Raw genomic sequence first — 18,734 nt, forward strand, 5'->3', positions numbered from 1 at the left:
ATTCCTCATAATTTTATTATTTAAAATCATTATTCTTCATTATTTCTTTCCTATATAACGTTTCCTGTCAACGAATTAAGGAACGGATCATCATGACCAGCGCATTTAAATACAGTGTCAGGGAGATAGATTTTGATGAAAACTATCAGCCGGCAGACAATACACGGATTACCACTAATTTCGCCAATTTAGCCCGTGGCAAGCGCCGTAGAGAGAATCTGCGCGATACTCTGGTCATGATTAATAACCGCTTTAATGCCATGGCATATTGGGACAATCCCAATGGCGATCGCTATTCAGTAGAGCTCAGTATTGTCTCTGTGGATCTGGATGTTGAAGGTGACGGTAAGAATTTTCCTGCCATTGAAATCCTGAAAACCACGATAGTCGATCATCTGAAAAATGAACGGATCAATGGCGTGGTGGGGAATAATTTCTCTTCTTATGTACGCGATTATGACTTCAGCATTCTGCTGTCAGAACACAATAAAACACGCGACAGTTTCAGCGTGCCGGATGACTTTGGCGATCTGCATGGCCAGCTGTTTCAGTCGTTTGTCGCGTCTGATACTTACCGGGAAAACTTCCATAAAAAGCCGGTAATCTGCTTGAGTGTTTCCGATAATAAGACCTACTACCGCAGTGAAAATAATCACCCGGTGCTTGGTTTTGAATATCGCCCGAATGAGTCGTCACTGACAGAAAGTTACTTCAGAAAAATGGGGCTGCAGGTGCGCTACTTTATGCCAGCCAATACCACGGCACCGCTGGCATTCTATTTCTTTGGTGATCTGCTGAACGATTACAGCGATCTTGAGCTGATCAGTACCATCAGCACCATGGAAAGCTTTCAGAAAATTTATCGTCCCGAAATTTACAATGCCAATGCCGTGGCAGGAGAGTGTTTCCGCCCGAGTCTAAAGCACCCGGATTATTCACTGACGCGGATTGACTACGACCGCGAGGAGCGCAGTCAGCTGGCTGTGAATCAGGGATTGTTTGCTGAAGAGTGTTTTATTCAGCCCTATCAGTCCATTCTCAATGACTGGTCAGCGAGCTTTCCTCGTTAAGCCTGCCTGTTCATTAATAACGAGATTTAATAAGTATCAGCATGAAAAAAATATTACCAACGTCTACGGCAGGCAGCTTACCTAAACCTGTTTGGCTGGCAGAGCCGGAAAAACTCTGGTCGCCCTGGAAACTGACAGGGCAGGATCTCACTGAAGCTAAGCAGGACGCGTTGCGTGTTGCCTTGCAGGAACAGCAGAACGCCGGCATTGATATTGTCAGTGATGGTGAACAGACGCGCCAGCATTTTGTAACGACATTTATTGAAAACCTCAATGGCGTGGATTTTGAAAACCGCAGAACGGTTAAAATCCGCGACCGTTACGAGGCCAGTGTGCCAGTTGTGGTTTCAGCTGTATCACGGCAAAAGCCTGTCTTTGTTGCGGACGCAGGTTTTCTCCGGGTTCAGACGGATCAGCCAATTAAATGGGCGCTGCCTGGTCCTATGACCATGGTGGATACGCTATTTGATGCCCACTACAACAGCCGTGAACAACTCGCCTTTGAATTTGCCGACATTCTCAATCAGGAAGCGCGGGAGCTGCAGGATGCCGGAGTCGATATTATTCAGTTTGATGAACCCGCCTTTAATGTGTTTTTCGATGAGGTGAATGACTGGGGAATTGCCGCACTGGAGCGCGCAGTTGAAGGCCTGAACTGTGAAACTGCAGTACACATCTGTTATGGCTACGGCATTAAGGCCAATACCGACTGGAAGAAAACACTGGGCTCTGAATGGCGTCAATACGAAGAAATTTTTCCAAAGCTGCAGGCATCAATGCTGGATATTATCTCGCTCGAGTGCCACAACTCGCGCGTACCGCTGGAACTGCTGGAACTGATCCGTGGTAAAAAAGTGATGGTGGGTGCTATCGACGTTGCGACCGACCGGATTGAAACCGCGGAAGATGTGGTAGACACTCTGCGCAAAGCATTGCAGTTTGTGGATGCTGACAAACTGTATCCCTGTACGAATTGCGGGATGGCTCCCTTGCCACGTGATGTAGCAAGGGGAAAGCTTAATGCTCTGGCGGAAGGGGCTGCCTTAGTGCGCGCAGAATTGCTCTGAGCGCATCGCACTGCAGCAGCCGTTAGCTCAGATTAATTCCGCTCACGGCTGAGATTAATGACGATCCTGGCGCAGATAAATCATCCCCAGTGCGGCAGGTTGTGCATCGTGGCGGCCAAAGCGGGCGATAATAATCAGCACAGCAATGGTCAGCAGGTAGGGAATCATGCCCATCAGATAGATTGGCATATCAACACCGCTGGCCTGCATTCTGGGTAACAGCGCTTCCAGTGCACCAAATAGAAAAGCGCCGGCCAGAGCACGCAATGGTTGCCAGCGGGCAAAGGCAACCAATGCCATGGCTATCCAGCCGCGTCCGGCGATCATATTATCCACCCAGACGTTACTGCCGGATAAGCACAGATAAGCGCCAGCCAAACCACACAATGAGCCTGCCAGTGTGGCGGCAATTAATTTGTACCAGTCGACCGCGACCCCTGCGACGTCAGCACTGGCCGGATCTTCACCCACAGCACGCAGGCGCAGTCCAACCCGGGTATGTCGCATCACATACCAGAGGGCAATAACCAGAATAAGGGTAAGATAAAACAGACTATCCTGGTCGAATAACAGAGGGCCAATAAAAGGCAGATCACTGCCGGGCAGTGACAGTGTGTCTGTACCGGTAAACGGTTTATGGCTGAATGAGCGGCCAATAACGCCGGCAATTCCGAGACTGATCGCCAGTGTCGCCATACCGGACAGTATCTGCTCCGTTTTAAACACAACAACAGCAACAATTGCCGGTCTGAATGGTTTTCAAGAAAAACTCCTGTGCGGATGCGCTGCATCGGTAGTGCGAAAAATGATCTGTTTCAATATTCTTTGACGGACTTTGTCGGGGACGTCATCGAATTGTCTGAAGCATAAACTCCAGAGTGTCCGGTTCGGGCGGACCAGGATGACTCAGCAAAGCCTGTACCATGAGTGAGGGTTTTCACGATAAAAGAGATTTCAGGAGTGTGTGAACAACCTCTGTCTTTATGCGTTGTGCAAAATGCCCAATTTATTTTTATCTAAGCATTGATTTTTTACATTGTGTGCTTAACAGGTTCTGGTTTTGGTGCACGGCTGTGATTCGTCTGAATGTCTTTGTGCATCAGTAAGATGCATTTTTAAATCATTGGGAATATTAAGAAAAATATCAAAATAATATTGTCAGGAAATATTATGCATTATGCACTGAATTGCTTTGCATATTTCTCTGGCTCTTGTGCGGATTTTACCTGTTCTTGGTTGGGCATTTTTACTTTTTCGGAACGTAGGTTCCGAGATTTATAAGTGAATGTTCATGGGTGTTTTATTGATTAACATGCAGAAGACTCTGGGCTAAATAAAGTCAGGGTCTTCTGCATGTCGTTGCAGGCGGTGTCGGAGGTATTGGCAAAAACATTTTCTGAGCGCATGTGACGAAGGGGAATATGGATCTGTTCAGCATGCCTCTGGGCTGTTTCTCCAGATTTAGCCCGGTCAGGCTGGTTGGTTTTGGTACTGACGTTGGTCATCTATGACTGGTAAGCAAACGAAATGATCATCTTTAAGGTGGAAAATCCCTTTATTATCAGATATATAATTGACTAATTACTAAATAGTCAATTGCATCTGGATCGTATGAGTACATCCTTGAGTCCTGCGGAGGCTCCTATCTCACATCAGCTACAGCAGGCGTTTCAGGCTATTGAGCTGATTGCTCAGTGGGAGGGGCGTCTGAATACTAATCATCTGATGAAGTTGCTCGCAATTACGCGCCAAAGCGCAAGTCGTTTGATTAATGAATACAAAATGCGCTTTCCGCAAAACCTCGCCTACAACCCCAGTCTGAAGTGTTATGAGCCTGCCGAACAATTTATCCCGTCGCAGCCTTCTGTTGCGTTAGAGCGGTACGTCAGTCTTATTGAGGATCAGTTGTGTGCAATGTCCACAGACACTGCAGCAGAGGCCTCCTTACTTCGCATCGGTAGTGGTCATCATTCACCAGAACCAGACATTGTCAGACCCATCATTCAGGCCATCAGACAGGGACTAAGGCTGGATGTTGCGTATGCCAGCATCACAAGCCCCGACTTTGAAGAACGTATTATCTGTCCACATACCCTGGTCAATGATGGTAATCGCTGGCATGTCAGGGCCTGGTGTGAAAAAAATCAGGATTACCGCGACTTCGTTCTGACCCGTATCCGGGGGGTGTTCGATGCAGAGGGCGCATCACAGCATGGCCGGGAAGATGATCATGGCTGGAATACCTGGGTAACGTTTTCTATCGAACCTGACCCAAGACTGAACGAAGCCCGACGCAAAATTGTGGCATTGGATTACGGAATGAGTGCCGATACGTCGGGAAATGTGACGAGAGAATACCGGGTCAGGGCTGCTCTGCTGCTTTACTGGCTGCAGCAGCTGAGAGTGGATCGTTACCGCGAGAGGCCGGAAGCACAACAAATCATCCTGACGAGCCAAAGCCGCGCGGACCTTGAGCCTTGGCTGCACTGACGGACGGTCTGTATTATTTCTTTACATGTTTATTAATACAGCATTGCTCGCCAGGACGTCTCTGGGCTGAATAGCGGGGCAGGATGCAGACAGGATGTCGGTGCCGGGGTGCTGCGGCGAAGTTTGTCGTCCTGAGGGCACGGCAGGGAAGCACACGGATGATTAGCGGCCAGGGACGGCTTTTGTTAAATGTTGAACGATAGTCTGACACCTTGATCGGCAAGGTACTTATGGAGTTGTAATGAATACACAAGCGATTGATTGGATGTACCTTATTCCGGGAAGCTCATTGCTGAATGGGCATGCAGGGATGACTACCTACATCAGTCTGTCACTTTTTCTGGGAATGCTTGCCGTATTTTTCTGGTGTTGCTTGCGTCTTTGGCGGCAATACCGGGTCTTTATCCGGTTACGCTCTGCTATCTCTGAGCTGGTTGTGGGAGCTGATAGGGAGCAACTGGCTTCAGCTCGCAGTGACGTAGTCGCAAAAGCATCAGCCAGCCCGGTAAGCGGTGTCAATGAGCTGTGGCGGGAGTTCGATGAGAGCCTGGTGTATTCCGCTGATCTGACTCAGCTATACAACACGCTGGATGCAGATCACTTTTTTAACGCCAGGACTATGGCTGGCAGCCTGACATCCAACCGGCTGTTAGCGGCTACGCCGTCCTTTCTGACTGCCATTGGTGTACTGGGTACCTTCCTGGGTCTGACGCTGGGCTTATCAGGTCTTAATTTTGACAGTAAAGATCTGGATGAACTGAAGGCTGGCATCAATCAGATGATATCCGGTGCCGGGGTCGCCTTCGTATCGTCAGTCTGGGGTGTATTTTTAAGCCTTGTTCTTAACTGGGTAGAGAAACAAACAGAACGTGCGGTGCTGAAAAGGATAACGACACTTCAGCACGAGATTGATTACCTTTATCCGCGCCTTCCAGCTGAAAAAGTTCTGGTGGATATCAGCGACAACTCACGGGAAAGCAAAAATTCTCTCGCGGGTCTTGCCGAACAGATTGGCTCTGAATTGCAAAAAAGTGTTGAAGGCATGAGCCGATCCATGCAGGAAGCGATTGCAACAACCTTATCTGAGATACTTAATCCGGCACTGCAGGCGATGACTAACAACGCCAGCCAACAGTCGACTCAGGCACTGGAATCTTTAATCGAACAGTTTTCATCAGGGCTGCGGGCGGAAGGGCAAAAGCAAAAAGAGTCAATGGATGGAGCTGCCGACTCTGTTAATAAAGCGATGGAAGCGATTTCCGGAAAAATGGACACGCTGTTTACTGAAATTACAGATAAGCAGATGAAACAGGCAGAAGCAGAGGCAGAAAGAACAATTAAGTTAAATGCCCAGCTTGAAGAACAACGCAAACATGCAGAGTCACAGCAGCAGCAACTGACCGATCAATTCAGTCAGCAGATCCATTCCTTATCTGAACATCAGGCAAAAGTTGTCGAGGATATGTCTGCGGCATCCGTCCGACAGATGAGTGAGTTTACCGAGTTGGGCAAAGAGCAGGCCGCAGGAATGACTACAGCATTTAATGAAGCGGTCAGCAGTATGCAGGGGCAGGCAAAGCAGCAACTGGAGCAGCTGCAACAACAGGCTGCAGACACGGATGACCGCCTGAAGAACATGCTGGAAAGCATGGCTGGCGAACAGGGCCGTCTGCTGCAAACCTTGTCTGACGGTGTACAGGCCAGCCTGCAGCAGTCACAACAGCTTGCTGAACAGCATAAACAATTGCTGGACAAACTGACGCAGGCATCGGTTGCCGTTGAACAAAGCAGCTCTCACCTGAACACCAGTGCATCTCAGCTGGGTATACTGTCAGGTAATCTGAGTACCGCAGCAACAACGCTGGGCGAAAACAGTAAAGTGGTCAGCGATAATATCGCGGCGGCAGCCCGTCAGAATGAACTGGCCTTCAATGGCGTTAAAGAGCAGGTCAGCGCATTAGATGAGCTTGAAGACTCAATAATGGCTGCAGCAGAGCAGTTTGAAGATACTGCTAAGCTGGCAAATGACAGCTTCGGGCATATGCGTGAACATCAGAATGAGTATCTCAGGAGTGTGAAAGAAGAGTTCTCATCTCTTGGAACGGCATTGCGTCAGCAGGTTGTGCAAATTGAAGAACAGGCGTCAAAATGGTTAGCGGATTACTCTGGCGAGGTGTCTTCGCAGGTTGAAGCAAGGATGAATGAGTGGAACCAGCAGACGTTGAGTTTCACCAACCAGATGTTGAACACGGTAAATGCTATATCCGGCGTTGTCGATGATCTGACTGTAAGGACCTGATGATGAGAGTCTTTCGCCGTGCGCCGGCCAGTGTTGATGAAGAGAATCCTTATTGGATGTCATTTTCTGACATCATGGCAGGCTTGCTTATTCTGTTCGTGCTTGCCTGTGCCGTTCTGGTTCTTAACCTGACGCAGAAACAGCAGGACTTCGATAAAAGCATTCAGGAATTGAAAAAGGCCGATACCGTAAGGCGCACTATCCTGCATGAGATCGAGGAGCAACTGAAGCGCAAAGGAATTAATGTCATCGTTAATGAAAATGACTCCATCGTCAGTATATCCAGTGATCTGCTGGGGTTTGCTTCGCGTGATTATGCAATCCGTGAGCAATATCAGGAGACGGCACTGGGCATAGGGCAGGTGCTGGGCGATGTCATTCGTAAAGAAGGCCGTACTGAATATCTGGATACGATTTTTATTGAAGGGCATACGGATGCTCTGCCCACCAGTTTTTTCGGTAATAAAGGGAACTGGGGCCTGTCTGCTTACCGGGCGATATCCTTATGGCAGTTCTGGAATGACAATCTCGCTACGGATCAGCGGCTTGATATCCTCAAAAATCATGCGGGTCACTTTCTGTTCAGTGTCAGCGGCTACGGCAAAACCCGCCCTGTCACTGAAAATCAGCGCAGCGAAGAAGAACGAAAAGAAAACCGCCGTATCGATATTCGCTTTACCATTCGACATCCTGATCTGAAGGACTACCAACAGGTGAAAGAAAAATCCGGATTTGGAGCGGAGAGTAGCTGAGTATGCCGTTGAAACTTCCCAGATTCCGGTTGCCTGCAAATGAGTGGCCAGCGCAAAAAATCAGCGCCTGGCAGCCTTTGATACAGCGCGCAGAAACCTTGCAGAAGGGAGCGGGAAAAGGCGATAACTTTGAAGCCGTCGTTGAAGCGTTACGCTATGCCATTTCGTACAACGATGGTACCCGGATAAAGCAGATTATTTCATCCCGTACCGGGGCCCGGGCGATGACCTATCTTTGGCTCGAAGACAGCCGCGTCCGAAAATCCCTGAATCCCAGATCATTGGCGTTGCTGGTAGAGTGTCAGCAGCCAAGGCTGTCTCAGATACCGCTTATCAACCTGGTTGACCTGTACTTCCGCTATTTTGACCAGCTGGGTCATCAGTTAATCAATCGTGACGCGGATATGCAGGCTGTATTGGCCGATGTCATCACTGCCCAGCTTCGTTTGCTGCCTGAGCAGAAAGTGAATAATGGGCTTAGTGTGCTGCACAACCTGAAAAACAACGCTGATAATCTTATGATGAAAGAATCACCGGCCTATGTTGTGCGCCAGGCGAAGAAAAAACATCTGGAACTGGATGAATATTTTAAGCAGGTTGGTCTTTCCGGTTTCGATCAGGGGCGTTTCGGTGATATTTGCCGCGCGTTTTACTACCTTGATACGTTAAAAGAGATTCCGCTGGGTGAGTCCCACCCAGTATTTGCAGAACTTCAGAAACCAGAAGTTAATACTGCCATGTATGAAGGCACTCTGCGTATCGGTCACCGGGCAATTGAAATTCTGATTGATCGTTCCCCGGCTGATCCGGGCGATACCTGGCGCAATTTTATTCTTAATATTGCCGGTGATCCCCGTATCGCCAGCAATGCATCCAACTTCCGCCAATGGTGGCAGCCTATTGGTGAGGGGCGAATTGAAAAAGTCCGTGGCTGGCTGTCCCGCGAAGATCTCAAGCTCTTCCTTAAAGCAGTGGAACAATACGGTGAAGACAGCGATGATGAAAACCTTCAGCGAATGTTCCCGGCACGAAAGAAATTCCTTGAAGGGCTTTTCGATCAGGACCTTATAAAAAGTACCCGTTTGATGTTAGGCGCGAAAGCAAAGCAGGGGGTCCGGCGGGTTCTGCGCGGAGAAATGAAGTCGAGTTACATCGATCTGGGCGGAGGTATGAGTGACAAAGCCGTAATCTACCTCAATTGTGGCAAGTTTCACGTTATCCAGGGCTCACACAGTTTCAAAATATGGCTCTATCTGGATGTGCCGGGTCGTCAGATCGCCGACTATGGCGTTACCTATCTGGATCATAATGACCTCACGAAACGCATCCCTAATGAGTATCGCAAAGAGCATCCCGGATTGCCTTTAGCTGATATTACTCACCGTCCGGGAACCTGGTGTAATCAGGTTATTCAGTTTCTGGCAAACAATGATATCGAGCTGGATATAGAGCAATTAATGACGAAAACGGATTACAAGGTATACATGCAGAAATTTGGTATGCCCGTACGTCGTAAAAAGAGATAGCAAAAATGAGCTTAATTGGCACCCTTAAAGGGTTTCTGGGTATAACTGGCGAGTCGGTTGCCAATAGTGAAGGATTTTTATCGGCAGCGGATTCTGAAGGTATCAATTTTTATCTGTCACCAGAAGAATTCAAAGCACTGAATGCAGGCACCGGTGAACCGCGTGCTTTATTGCAGCTGGCACTGTTCAAAATGCTGGAAGAACAGGGTAGTGCTACACCTGTGGCGAACGGTTTCAGCGTACCTTCACCGGTTGTCGCGGCGTTAAAGGAAGATGAAGCCGCTGTTCTTATGCTTCCGGCGCCTTTTGAAGGCACATTTGAAACCCGTATTCACAATAAAACCACCGATAGCGCGTTCAGTGTCGAACTCTACCCGCGTTTAGCCGATCGTGTACCTCTTAAGGTTAAGGGGCCAATTCTGCACATCGGAGCAAGCCAATATCGTCTTACCTCTGCGCAACTGCTGGCGATTCAGGCTCTGAACCATCACCAGAACCTTAATGCCTCCGAACGGGGTGAAGCCGAAAACCTAAGACTGTTGGCTCGCTTGCAGCTGGCGAAGCGCAGCGGCATGAAAGTCGATTTAGCCCATTTTGAATCACTTGATATCCGCATTCCGGAAAAAATTGGCGTAACGGCTACCCGCCTGGCCGATGGTAGTCTGCAATTGTGCCCGGCCGTAGGGGCTGGAATCAGTCCGGACGATCTCGGCAGTCGCTGGCATCAGCTTGAAAAGGCGAGTGATGAAGGCGTGTTGCGGGTTAAAGATCAGATTGTTCTGCTGGAAGCGGAAAAACTGCAGGCCGTTAATGAAGTTCTGCGCCGTCAGCGTATTCCGGCCTCCCAGGTTGCAGATTTTATTAAAACGCCATCAGCCTTTATTGATGCCGCACTGGTCGATCTGGATCTTGGCTTTTCCTTACGTGTGGAAGGCATTGGCGAGCTTCAGCATATTGATTTCGGCAACCCGGATGCCAGCCGTCAGGATTGGTTTGCCTTGGGCGATAAGCCCATGCCCCCCGAAATTATGCGCCGTCTGGTTGAGACCCCGGAAGATCTGCAGACTTTGCAGGCAAAAATTGAACAGGCCCAACAGCAGGGGGCAACACAACTGCAGTTTGCCGGAGAGAACATCGACATATCCAATCCTGAGCAGGTTGCGGCGTTAATCACAGAATTGGATGAAAAATTCAGCGCTCCACAGGAATCTGGGGGCCAGACTGAAGATGACACTGCCGACGACGAAGAAGAAACTGTCACCAGCACAGTCATTCTGAAAGAGGCCAGTGAGCGTGTAGCAGGCCTTAAGCAGAAGTTAGCGGATGCGCCACATGTGCCGGTGGACTGGGAGAACTGTGCACGTCAGCCATTTGATCATCAGCGGGAAGGTGTCGATTGGATGGCGCGATTGATTACAGCCGCCAGTGCCGATAATCCGGACGATTTTTATCGTGTACAGGGCGGATTACTGGCCGATGATATGGGCCTGGGTAAAACCTATATGGCGCTGGTGGCGGCTCAGCATTATCTGCAGGGCAGAAAATCCGCCGGTAAATCAGAAAAACCAATTTTGGTCGTTGCACCGCTGAGCTTATTGGAAAACTGGGAAGATGAAGTCGGTAAGACCTTTAACTCAATTCCATTCCGCGACATTGTGGTATTGCAGTCCGGACGCGATCTGAAGCAATACCGTATTCAGGGTGCCGAACGTGAATCTCAGCAGCTGCAAAGTCTGGCAAACAATGATGCCGCCAGTGTAAAAGACGCCATTCGCTATGCGCTCAAAGTCGGCCCTTCAGCAGGCCCGGCGCGCCTGGATATGGATCGTCGATTAGTGCTGACAACCTATCAGACATTGCGCGACTACCAATTTTCACTGTGCGTGATTGATTGGGGGATGGTGATCTTCGACGAAGCTCAGAACCTGAAGAACGTTAATACGTTGCAAACCCGAGCAGCGAAGGGCATCAAAGCAGACGTAAAAATTCTGGCTACGGGAACACCGGTAGAAAACAGCCTGGCAGATTATTGGTGCCTGGTCGATACCGCACAACCTGGGCTGCTGGGCGATTGGCCACAATTCCGCGATAGCTGGATCAAACCTATTCTTAATGCAGCGGATGAAGAGCGTGACGAGGTTCGTATACACATAGGCACTGAGCTTCGTAATGCCGTAGGTGACTACATGCTGCGCCGCACCAAAGAAGAACGCTTAACCGGTCTGCCGGTAAAAACCATCATCTCTGGTCTGCCGCAGAATCAGCCGGGTGTTCAGCAAATGCCGGCACTGGCTCGCATGATGACAGGGTCGCAACTGCAGGCGTACGACGCTGCAATCGAAGACTATCGTACCGTACGAACCGAAACGGATACCCGTGGTGTTGCCCTGGCGGTTCTCAGTCAGCTTCGCGGCATCTCACTTCACCCCGGATTATCCGATATCGATCAGTTGTTGCTCTCTGTTCGTTCCGCTGACGACGCTCGCCAGCAGATGATGCAGTCAGCAAAACTGCAGGTGTTGCTGGGCATTCTCGATGATGTCCGCTCCAAGAATGAAAAAATCATCCTCTTTATGACCACCAAAAACCTGCAGCGCGCGGTCAAACTGTGGCTGGATAAAATCTACGGGCTGAATATCTCGGTTATTAATGGCGATACCAAAGCCGTGCAGACCAAATCGGAAGAGCTCAGCCGTAAACAATTGATCACCCAATTTGAGGCACAGTCCGGCTTTAACATTCTGATTATGTCGCCGGTGGCCGCTGGGGTGGGGTTAACCGTGATTGGTGCCAACCATGTAGTACATCTGGAGCGCCACTGGAACCCAGCCAAAGAAGCCCAGGCATCTGACCGTGTGTACCGTATTGGCCAGCAGAAGCCTGTCAGTATTTATCTGCCAGCCGCACTCCACCCGGAGCATGATGCCTTTGATGTGCACCTTGACCGCTTACTGCAGGGCAAACTGATGTTGAAAGACGCGGTAGTAACCACAGAAGGTGTAGCAGAGAGTGCGATGGCCAAAGCCCTGGGGCTGTGATGGACTGGCCTGAGCGCTGGTCTTACCCTGAGCCGTGCCAGGGCGCACTTCCGTTACGTCAACAGCGGATGCGTCATATAACCCGACATGTTAATTCATACAGTATGGATATTGGCGGTTGAATCGACAGACATCAATGAAAAGCTCAGTATAATCAGCTTAATAGCAATACATTTACCTTACCCTCTGACCAGGCCTGCTAACCAGGCCTTCCGGTGGCAAAGGGTAACGACGATCTCACGTACATGGCCACGAATGATATGAATAGCGACAAAACCAGCCAGACAGCCCTGAGCCAGGATGCCATCAACAAAGCCCTGTGGAACGCCTGCGATACCTTCCGGGGTACCATCAGCGCCGATACCTACAAAGACTTCATCCTCACCATGCTGTTCCTCAAGTACATCTCGGACGTATGGCAGGATCACTACGACGGCTACAAAGCCGAGTACGGCGATGAGCCGGAGCTGATTGACGAGATGATGAAGAACGAGCGCTTTGTTCTGCCGAAAGAAGCCAGCTTCTATGTTCTGTATGAGCGTCGTCACGAACCGGGTAACGGTGAACGCATAGACCAGGCGCTGCACGCCATTGAAGAAGCCAACGGCACCAAGCTGAAAGACGCAGGCAAAAGCGTGTTCCAGGACATTTCCTTCAACACCGACCGTCTGGGTGAAGAGAAGCAGAAGAACACCATCCTGCGCCACCTGATGGAAGACTTCGCCAAAGACGATCTCAACCTCAAGCCAAGCCGTGTCGGCACGCTGGACGTCATTGGTAACGCCTACGAATACCTGATCAAAAACTTCGCGGCTTCCGGTGGCCAGAAAGCCGGTGAGTTCTACACCCCGCCGGAAGTCTCCGATCTGATTGCCGAACTGCTTGATCCGCAACCGGGCGACAGCATCTGTGACCCGGCCTGTGGATCTGCCTCACTGTTAATGAAATGCGGCAGCAAAATCCGCACAAACCATAACAGCAAAAGCTATGCGCTTTACGGTCAGGAAGCCATTGGCTCCACCTGGTCGCTGGCGAAGATGAACATGTTTCTGCACGGTGAAGACAACCACAAGATCGAATGGGGCGACACCATCCGTAACCCCAAACTGCTGGATAAAAACGGCGACCTGATGCTGTTCGACATCGTTACCGCCAACCCACCGTTCTCGCTGGATAAGTGGGGCCATGACGAAGCCGACAACGACAGGTTCAGCCGCTTCCGTCGCGGTGTACCGCCGAAAACCAAAGGCGATTACGCTTTTATCCTGCACATGATCGAAACTCTGAAACCCGCATCCCAAGGTAAACAGGGTGGCCGCATGGGAGTAGTAGTCCCGCACGGCGTGCTGTTCCGAGGTTCCAGCGAAGGCAAAATTCGTCAGCAATTAATTGAAGAAAATCTTCTCGACGCTGTGATTGGTTTGCCCGAGAAACTGTTTTACGGCACCGGCATTCCAGCGGCAATTCTGATCTTTAAAAAATCCAAATCCGATAACGATGTGATGTTTATTGATGCATCACGGGAATTCAAAGCCGGTAAAAACCAGAACCAGCTCAGCGCAGACAACATTCGCAAGATCGTTGAAACCTATCATGCAGGCTCCGACGTCGATAAATACGCCTACGTTGCCAGCCTCGACGAGATTCGCGACAACGACTACAACCTCAATATTCCGCGCTACGTCGATACCTTTGAAGAAGAGGAAGAAATCGACCTGATGGCCGTGCGAGCCGAGCGTGAACAACTGAAAGTGCAGATGGCCGAACTGGAAAGCCAGATGGCTAAGTATCTGGAGGAGTTGGGTTATGGGGAATAGTGATAGCAATATGACAACTCCCCTTGATTAGCAGCGTGTTCGGCTTATTGATATTGCCAGAATCAAATCAGGATCAACCCCTCTGCGTGCACAGTCAGATCGGTATTTCACCTATCAAGGGACTCCGTGGGTGAAAACCCTCGATTTAAACAATGGTGAAATTTTCAACACTGATGAGCAGATAACAGAAGAAGCTTTAAAGGAAACCTCTTGCTCGATTTTCCCTGTGGGTACTGTTTTGGTTGCTATGTATGGTGGATTTAACCAGATCGGAAGAACAGGCTTATTGAAAGTTCCTGCAGCGATAAACCAGGCACTGTCAGGATTGGTACTAGATTCTAAAAAGGTGAGCCCTGAATTTCTTATTAATTATTTGAACGGGAATGTGAAGGTTTGGAAAAAATTTGCTGCTAGCAGTAGAAAGGATCCGAATATTACTAGAGAGGATGTATGTGGCTTTCCTGTTCTAATTCCCCCACTCCCCGAACAAAAGAAAATCGCCCAAATCCTCTCCACCTGGGACAAGGCCATCACCACCACCGAACAACTGCTCGCCAACAGCCAACAGCAGAAAAAAGCCCTGATGCAACAACTGCTCACCGGCCCTCACCCCTCAAAACCCCGCCTGCTGGATAAGAATGGGGTTAGGTTTAGTGGAGAGTGGAAAATCACCACACTTTCTCAGATGGGGAAAGTTGTATCTGGTGGTACACCTGATACAAACACCAAAGAATATTGGGATGGCGATATTCTTTGGTTAACGCCAACAGACGTAACGGCTTTGAAGTCTAGATTCGTCCGCACAACGACTAGGACTATTAGTGAAGCTGGGGTTAAAAATAGCTCAGCCACGATATTACCTGCTGGTAGTTTGATGGTTTGTACGCGAGCAACCATTGGTGCCTTGTCCATTTCCTCTGGGCCGATATGTACAAACCAAGGGTTTAAAAACATCATTCCGACGAAGGCATTTGATGTTAATTTCATATATTACTTGCTCGCCTATAACTCTAAAGCGTTACTTCGAAAAGCGTCTGGTTCCACATTTTTAGAGCTATCCAAAAAGGACTTTGAAAAGATGGAGTTTCCTTGTCCATTAATGGAAGAACAACAAAAAATCGCCGCCGTCCTGTCCGCCGCTGATCAGGAAATCTCTGCGCTGCAACAAAAGCTCGATGCCCTAAAGCAAGAGAAAAAAGCCCTGATGCAGCAGTTATTGACGGGTAAGCGCCGGGTTAATACTGCAGAGGAGGAAATGGCCTGATGAGCGAGCAGGAAGCACTGACGTTTCAAACCAGGGATGACTTCAATCGGGTCGGTATCGCTGATAATCTTATCAAGCTGCTGACATCCCCAATCGATATTTCGCCCATGGTAATAGACGGCGATTGGGGCACGGGTAAAACCGAGTTCTGCCAGAAGCTGATTAACAAGTTCACGGCAGAGCATGAAAACTATCAGCTGGTGTATGTTGACGCATTTCAGGCGGATCATGCCAATGATCCGCTGATGACAATACTGGCTGAGGTCGCAGCTCTGATTCCTGAAGGAGAGAAGAAGGAAGGCTTTATGCAGAAAGCCATTCCGGTAGCTCGCTATGGTTTTAAAACTACTTTAAAGGCTGTGGTAAGCCATGTGCTCAGACAGGAAGCGGATGATATTGCTGATGGCCTCGAAGAGCATCTTCAGGATGCGGCCGATAAAGCCATCGACGCTTCGGTCGCTGCAGTTCTGAAAGATCATGAAAAAGTCAAAAAAAATCTCATAGCACTGCAAACCACACTGACTGAATTAGCCGAAGATGCTCCTATAATCATCTTTGTTGATGAACTGGATCGTTGTCGCCCTGACTTCGCAGTGCAAATGTTGGAAGTGATCAAACACACCTTCGATGTTGAAAACGTGAAGTTCGTTCTGGTCACCAACACCAAGCAACTCCGTGCCGCTATCAATCACAGCTATGGCCCATTGGTTGATGCCCAGCGCTACCTCGATAAGTTTTTGAAGTTCAGTGTCAGATTATCATCAGAAGTCAGTGGGCGAGCAGGGTATGGTGACGATCAATTACTGGCATCTGTGGAACATTTTTCTAATTTGGTTTCATCCAGTGAAGTCTTATCAGAAACTGAGCTAAATGAAACGGATTGGGCATATTTCAGATTTATCAGTCAGTTAATACAGACGAATAAGCTGTCACTTCGGGAGGTTGAAACTCTGGTGCGGCATCTGGAGATTTATCATTCTCTTACCCAAGGGTTAGGCTCGAATATCATCTTTGGTTATGTCTTACTAAAAATTTTTGCAGTGTTCGTGTCTTGTTTTAGACCGGATGTTTACGAACACATTCAGTCAGAACGCGCCGATGCGGAAGTGATTGCGCCAATATTCGGGTTAACGATATTGCCTGGCGGCGATGAATGTAATTTTTTCAGTAATCATTCTGTGACGTTCGGAGTACTTATTGCCCAGGAATGTACCTTTAACGCTGAGCGCTTTACGCCTGGCGACGAAGACATTCAGAAAAACTGGGAAAACGATTTTGATCGCTATTTTGAAGGTTCCAGAGGTGGTGGCGTTCCTAATGATATTTGGAAGCCGGTAAAGGATGTGTTCTCTGTGTTGAGTCTTTCAAGTAGACGGTGAAGAAGCAATTATAAATTACCTCTGTCTGTAATTGGTTTGGCTGTATATATGGAATTATTTACTTTCAACTACAGGAAAATGGAGTCTTGAATATATTAAGTGCTCTTCTTGTCTCCACGGAAAAGAGATTTTCCAAAGTAACCGTTTTGACAGATGACAAAGGGGTTTAATAGAACTATGGTGGAAAATGTGGATTCAAATACCCGCGAAGCAATTGCGCCCGCTGAATTGGAAGCTCTTTGGGATGAATTTCTCCGAATCTGGCCGTTAGAACGTCTGGTGTCTATGACGCTGGCGGAGTACACCAGTCAGGGAACAGATGACAGCTTCTGCTATTGGCTGGAGTCGGCAACAGATAAGCTGGGCTCCATCTGGGGCGGCTCTGCTTTTAAATTCGGTGTGTATGCCCGCAAAGATAAAATCGCTAAAGAGAACAGTGGTGGCCGTTGTTACAACGATGACTATGGTTGGATGGCGAAGTATGGCGATACCGCTGAAGAAGCCTTCTCTTCTGTCCGCAACGAGATAATTAAGGTTGCCAAAGCAGCAAGAAACGGCGATTTACATGCGGTACAGGCCGCTGATTTAGGTGAAGCGATCCGCTGGAAGATTGCTTTTTTATACCAGGATCGCAGCCATATCACTGTATTGCCTATCTTCAGTGGCGCTATGTTGTCTGCGTTAACCGGCAAGTCTGCGAAAAGTGAGCGTTTGATTGCGCACGAAATGCTGATGGATCAGCTTGGTGACCGGAATATTTTTGAGCACTCTTATAATCTTCTGAAAGCCGCAGATTCGCTGATGAAAGCGGATTTTGATGTAAGTAAAGCACAGGCTTACTTTGATGAGTCAGATGAGTTTCAGGCTATCAAACCTTCTACCCAGTATGTTGCTGGCTATGAAACGATCGGCGGGAAACAGATCGCCTTAATAAAACAGAACAAGAAAGTTACTCTGTTTATGCAGCCGGGTGATTGGCTCCCGACGGTTAAGACAAAAATCTCATCCTTAAAAGAATACACGGCGGATGAACCGCGAAACAGCAATCTGGGAGCCAATGCTCCGACGTTAGCGGCTGGTAATCCTGCGGTCAGCGTTATTGTCGAATCGTTGGATGATCTCAAAGCTGTGTGTTCTGCCTACGACAGCGAAGTGACTAACGCTGAAATAGATAGTGATCCTGAAAATCGAACTGAGGTATCTGTGTCTTCATCACTTAATCAGATTCTTTATGGCCCACCGGGTACTGGTAAAACTTACGCAACCACTGAAAGAGCGGTGATGCTGGCCGACCCAGCGTGGATGGCAGATTTGAATGCACAGGGTTTGAATGACGTTGAAATACGTAGTCAGGTAAAACAGCGTTATGAACAGCTTGTAACCGATAAGCGCATTGGCTTTACGACCTTCCATCAGAGTTTCTCCTACGAAGATTTTATTGAAGGGATTCGGGCAAAGACGGATGACGAATCTGGTCAGATTGATTATTGCGTTGAGTCAGGTGTGTTCAAGGAAATAGCAGACCGGGCTAATAGCAATGTCTTGAATGGTCAGTCTTTAGGTTTGTCTGAATCGCCAGCTGTATGGAAGATTTCTATTGGCCGCAGGGGCGATAAGGAAATGCGCGAACGTTACATTCAGGCTGGGGAGGCCCGAATTGGCTGGAACGACACAGGTGACCTCTCAATTGATGTAGACGATAGGGAAGAGGAACAGCAGACTTATTGGGATTCATTGTCTTACCGTAATCATGATGCCATTAACGCTTTTGTGAATGATATTAAGATAGGTGACGTTCTTTTGTGTCTGAAAGATGTAGAAACCGTTCAGGCCGTGGGCATTGTTACATCGGACTATTTCTTTGATCAGAATGCTGCCGGATCAGAGCGTGATTATGCTCATGTCCGAAAGGTTAATTGGCTTTTGACAGATATTGAGTTGAGCATACTTTCACTTAACAGTGGCAAACGTATGGTTCAGCAGACACTGTATCTTTTGCCTCGTATTAACTGGAACGAATTGGTTGAAGAGC

The 18,734-nt window shown here is 48.6% G+C and carries 11 protein-coding genes and 1 pseudogene; 11 read left to right on the forward strand and 1 reads right to left on the reverse strand.

Going from position 1 to position 18,734, the window contains the following annotated elements; all coding sequences use genetic code 11:
• Nucleotides 1–92: 92 nt before the first annotated feature.
• The gene (locus B2Z72_RS01220) at nt 93–1,070 is read left to right on the forward strand and encodes a DUF1852 domain-containing protein (protein WP_296981337.1); all 978 of its coding nucleotides are present in this window, start codon (nt 93–95) and stop codon (nt 1,068–1,070) included.
• A gap of 41 nt (nt 1,071–1,111) precedes the next feature.
• Nucleotides 1,112–2,137 (forward strand): methionine synthase, encoded by a 1,026-nt coding sequence (locus tag B2Z72_RS01225; RefSeq protein ID WP_296981336.1) that lies wholly within the window; start codon nt 1,112–1,114, stop codon nt 2,135–2,137.
• 54 nt (nt 2,138–2,191) lie between these two features.
• On the opposite strand, the gene B2Z72_RS01230 is transcribed toward B2Z72_RS01225, so the two are convergent.
• Nucleotides 2,192–2,863 (reverse strand): ABC transporter permease, encoded by a 672-nt coding sequence (locus B2Z72_RS01230; protein ID WP_349676678.1) that lies wholly within the window; start codon nt 2,861–2,863, stop codon nt 2,192–2,194.
• 885 nt (nt 2,864–3,748) lie between these two features.
• Between B2Z72_RS01230 and B2Z72_RS01235 the strand changes: the two genes are divergently transcribed.
• From B2Z72_RS01235 to B2Z72_RS01275, 9 genes and pseudogenes are all read left to right on the forward strand, one after another.
• Nucleotides 3,749–4,627 (forward strand): helix-turn-helix transcriptional regulator, encoded by an 879-nt coding sequence (locus tag B2Z72_RS01235; RefSeq protein ID WP_297004020.1) that lies wholly within the window; start codon nt 3,749–3,751, stop codon nt 4,625–4,627.
• A 241-nt stretch (nt 4,628–4,868) separates the two neighbouring features.
• On the forward strand, nt 4,869–6,926 hold the full coding sequence (zorA, locus tag B2Z72_RS01240; RefSeq protein ID WP_297004022.1) for an anti-phage ZorAB system protein ZorA: 2,058 nt from the start codon (nt 4,869–4,871) through the stop codon (nt 6,924–6,926).
• Nucleotides 6,926–7,678: an OmpA/MotB family protein gene (locus B2Z72_RS01245; RefSeq protein ID WP_296983039.1), complete on the forward strand. Its 753-nt coding sequence runs from the start codon at nt 6,926–6,928 to the stop codon at nt 7,676–7,678. The genes zorA and B2Z72_RS01245 overlap by 1 nt, the downstream gene beginning before the upstream one ends.
• A gap of 98 nt (nt 7,679–7,776) precedes the next feature.
• Entirely contained in the window at nt 7,777–9,204 is a 1,428-nt protein-coding gene (locus tag B2Z72_RS01250) for an EH signature domain-containing protein (RefSeq protein ID WP_296983040.1), read from the forward strand.
• A gap of 5 nt (nt 9,205–9,209) precedes the next feature.
• Nucleotides 9,210–12,242, forward strand: coding sequence for a DEAD/DEAH box helicase (locus B2Z72_RS01255; RefSeq protein WP_296983041.1), 3,033 nt, complete (start codon nt 9,210–9,212; stop codon nt 12,240–12,242).
• 260 nt (nt 12,243–12,502) lie between these two features.
• Nucleotides 12,503–14,059: a type I restriction-modification system subunit M gene (locus B2Z72_RS01260; protein ID WP_296983042.1), complete on the forward strand. Its 1,557-nt coding sequence runs from the start codon at nt 12,503–12,505 to the stop codon at nt 14,057–14,059.
• Between the two features lie 46 nt (nt 14,060–14,105).
• Complete coding sequence (locus tag B2Z72_RS01265) at nt 14,106–15,323, forward strand: restriction endonuclease subunit S (RefSeq protein ID WP_297004025.1); 1,218 nt, start codon at nt 14,106–14,108, stop codon at nt 15,321–15,323.
• Entirely contained in the window at nt 15,323–16,702 is a 1,380-nt protein-coding gene (locus B2Z72_RS01270) for a KAP family P-loop NTPase fold protein (protein WP_296981764.1), read from the forward strand. Before B2Z72_RS01265 ends, B2Z72_RS01270 begins: the two co-directional genes overlap by 1 nt.
• A 177-nt stretch (nt 16,703–16,879) precedes the next feature.
• A pseudogene (locus B2Z72_RS01275) lies at nt 16,880–18,734 on the forward strand (hypothetical protein); the annotation flags it as partial.

It is taken from the genome of Thalassolituus sp. UBA6592 (assembly GCF_002433655.1).
In the GTDB taxonomy this organism is placed as follows: domain Bacteria; phylum Pseudomonadota; class Gammaproteobacteria; order Pseudomonadales; family Oceanobacteraceae; genus Venatoribacter.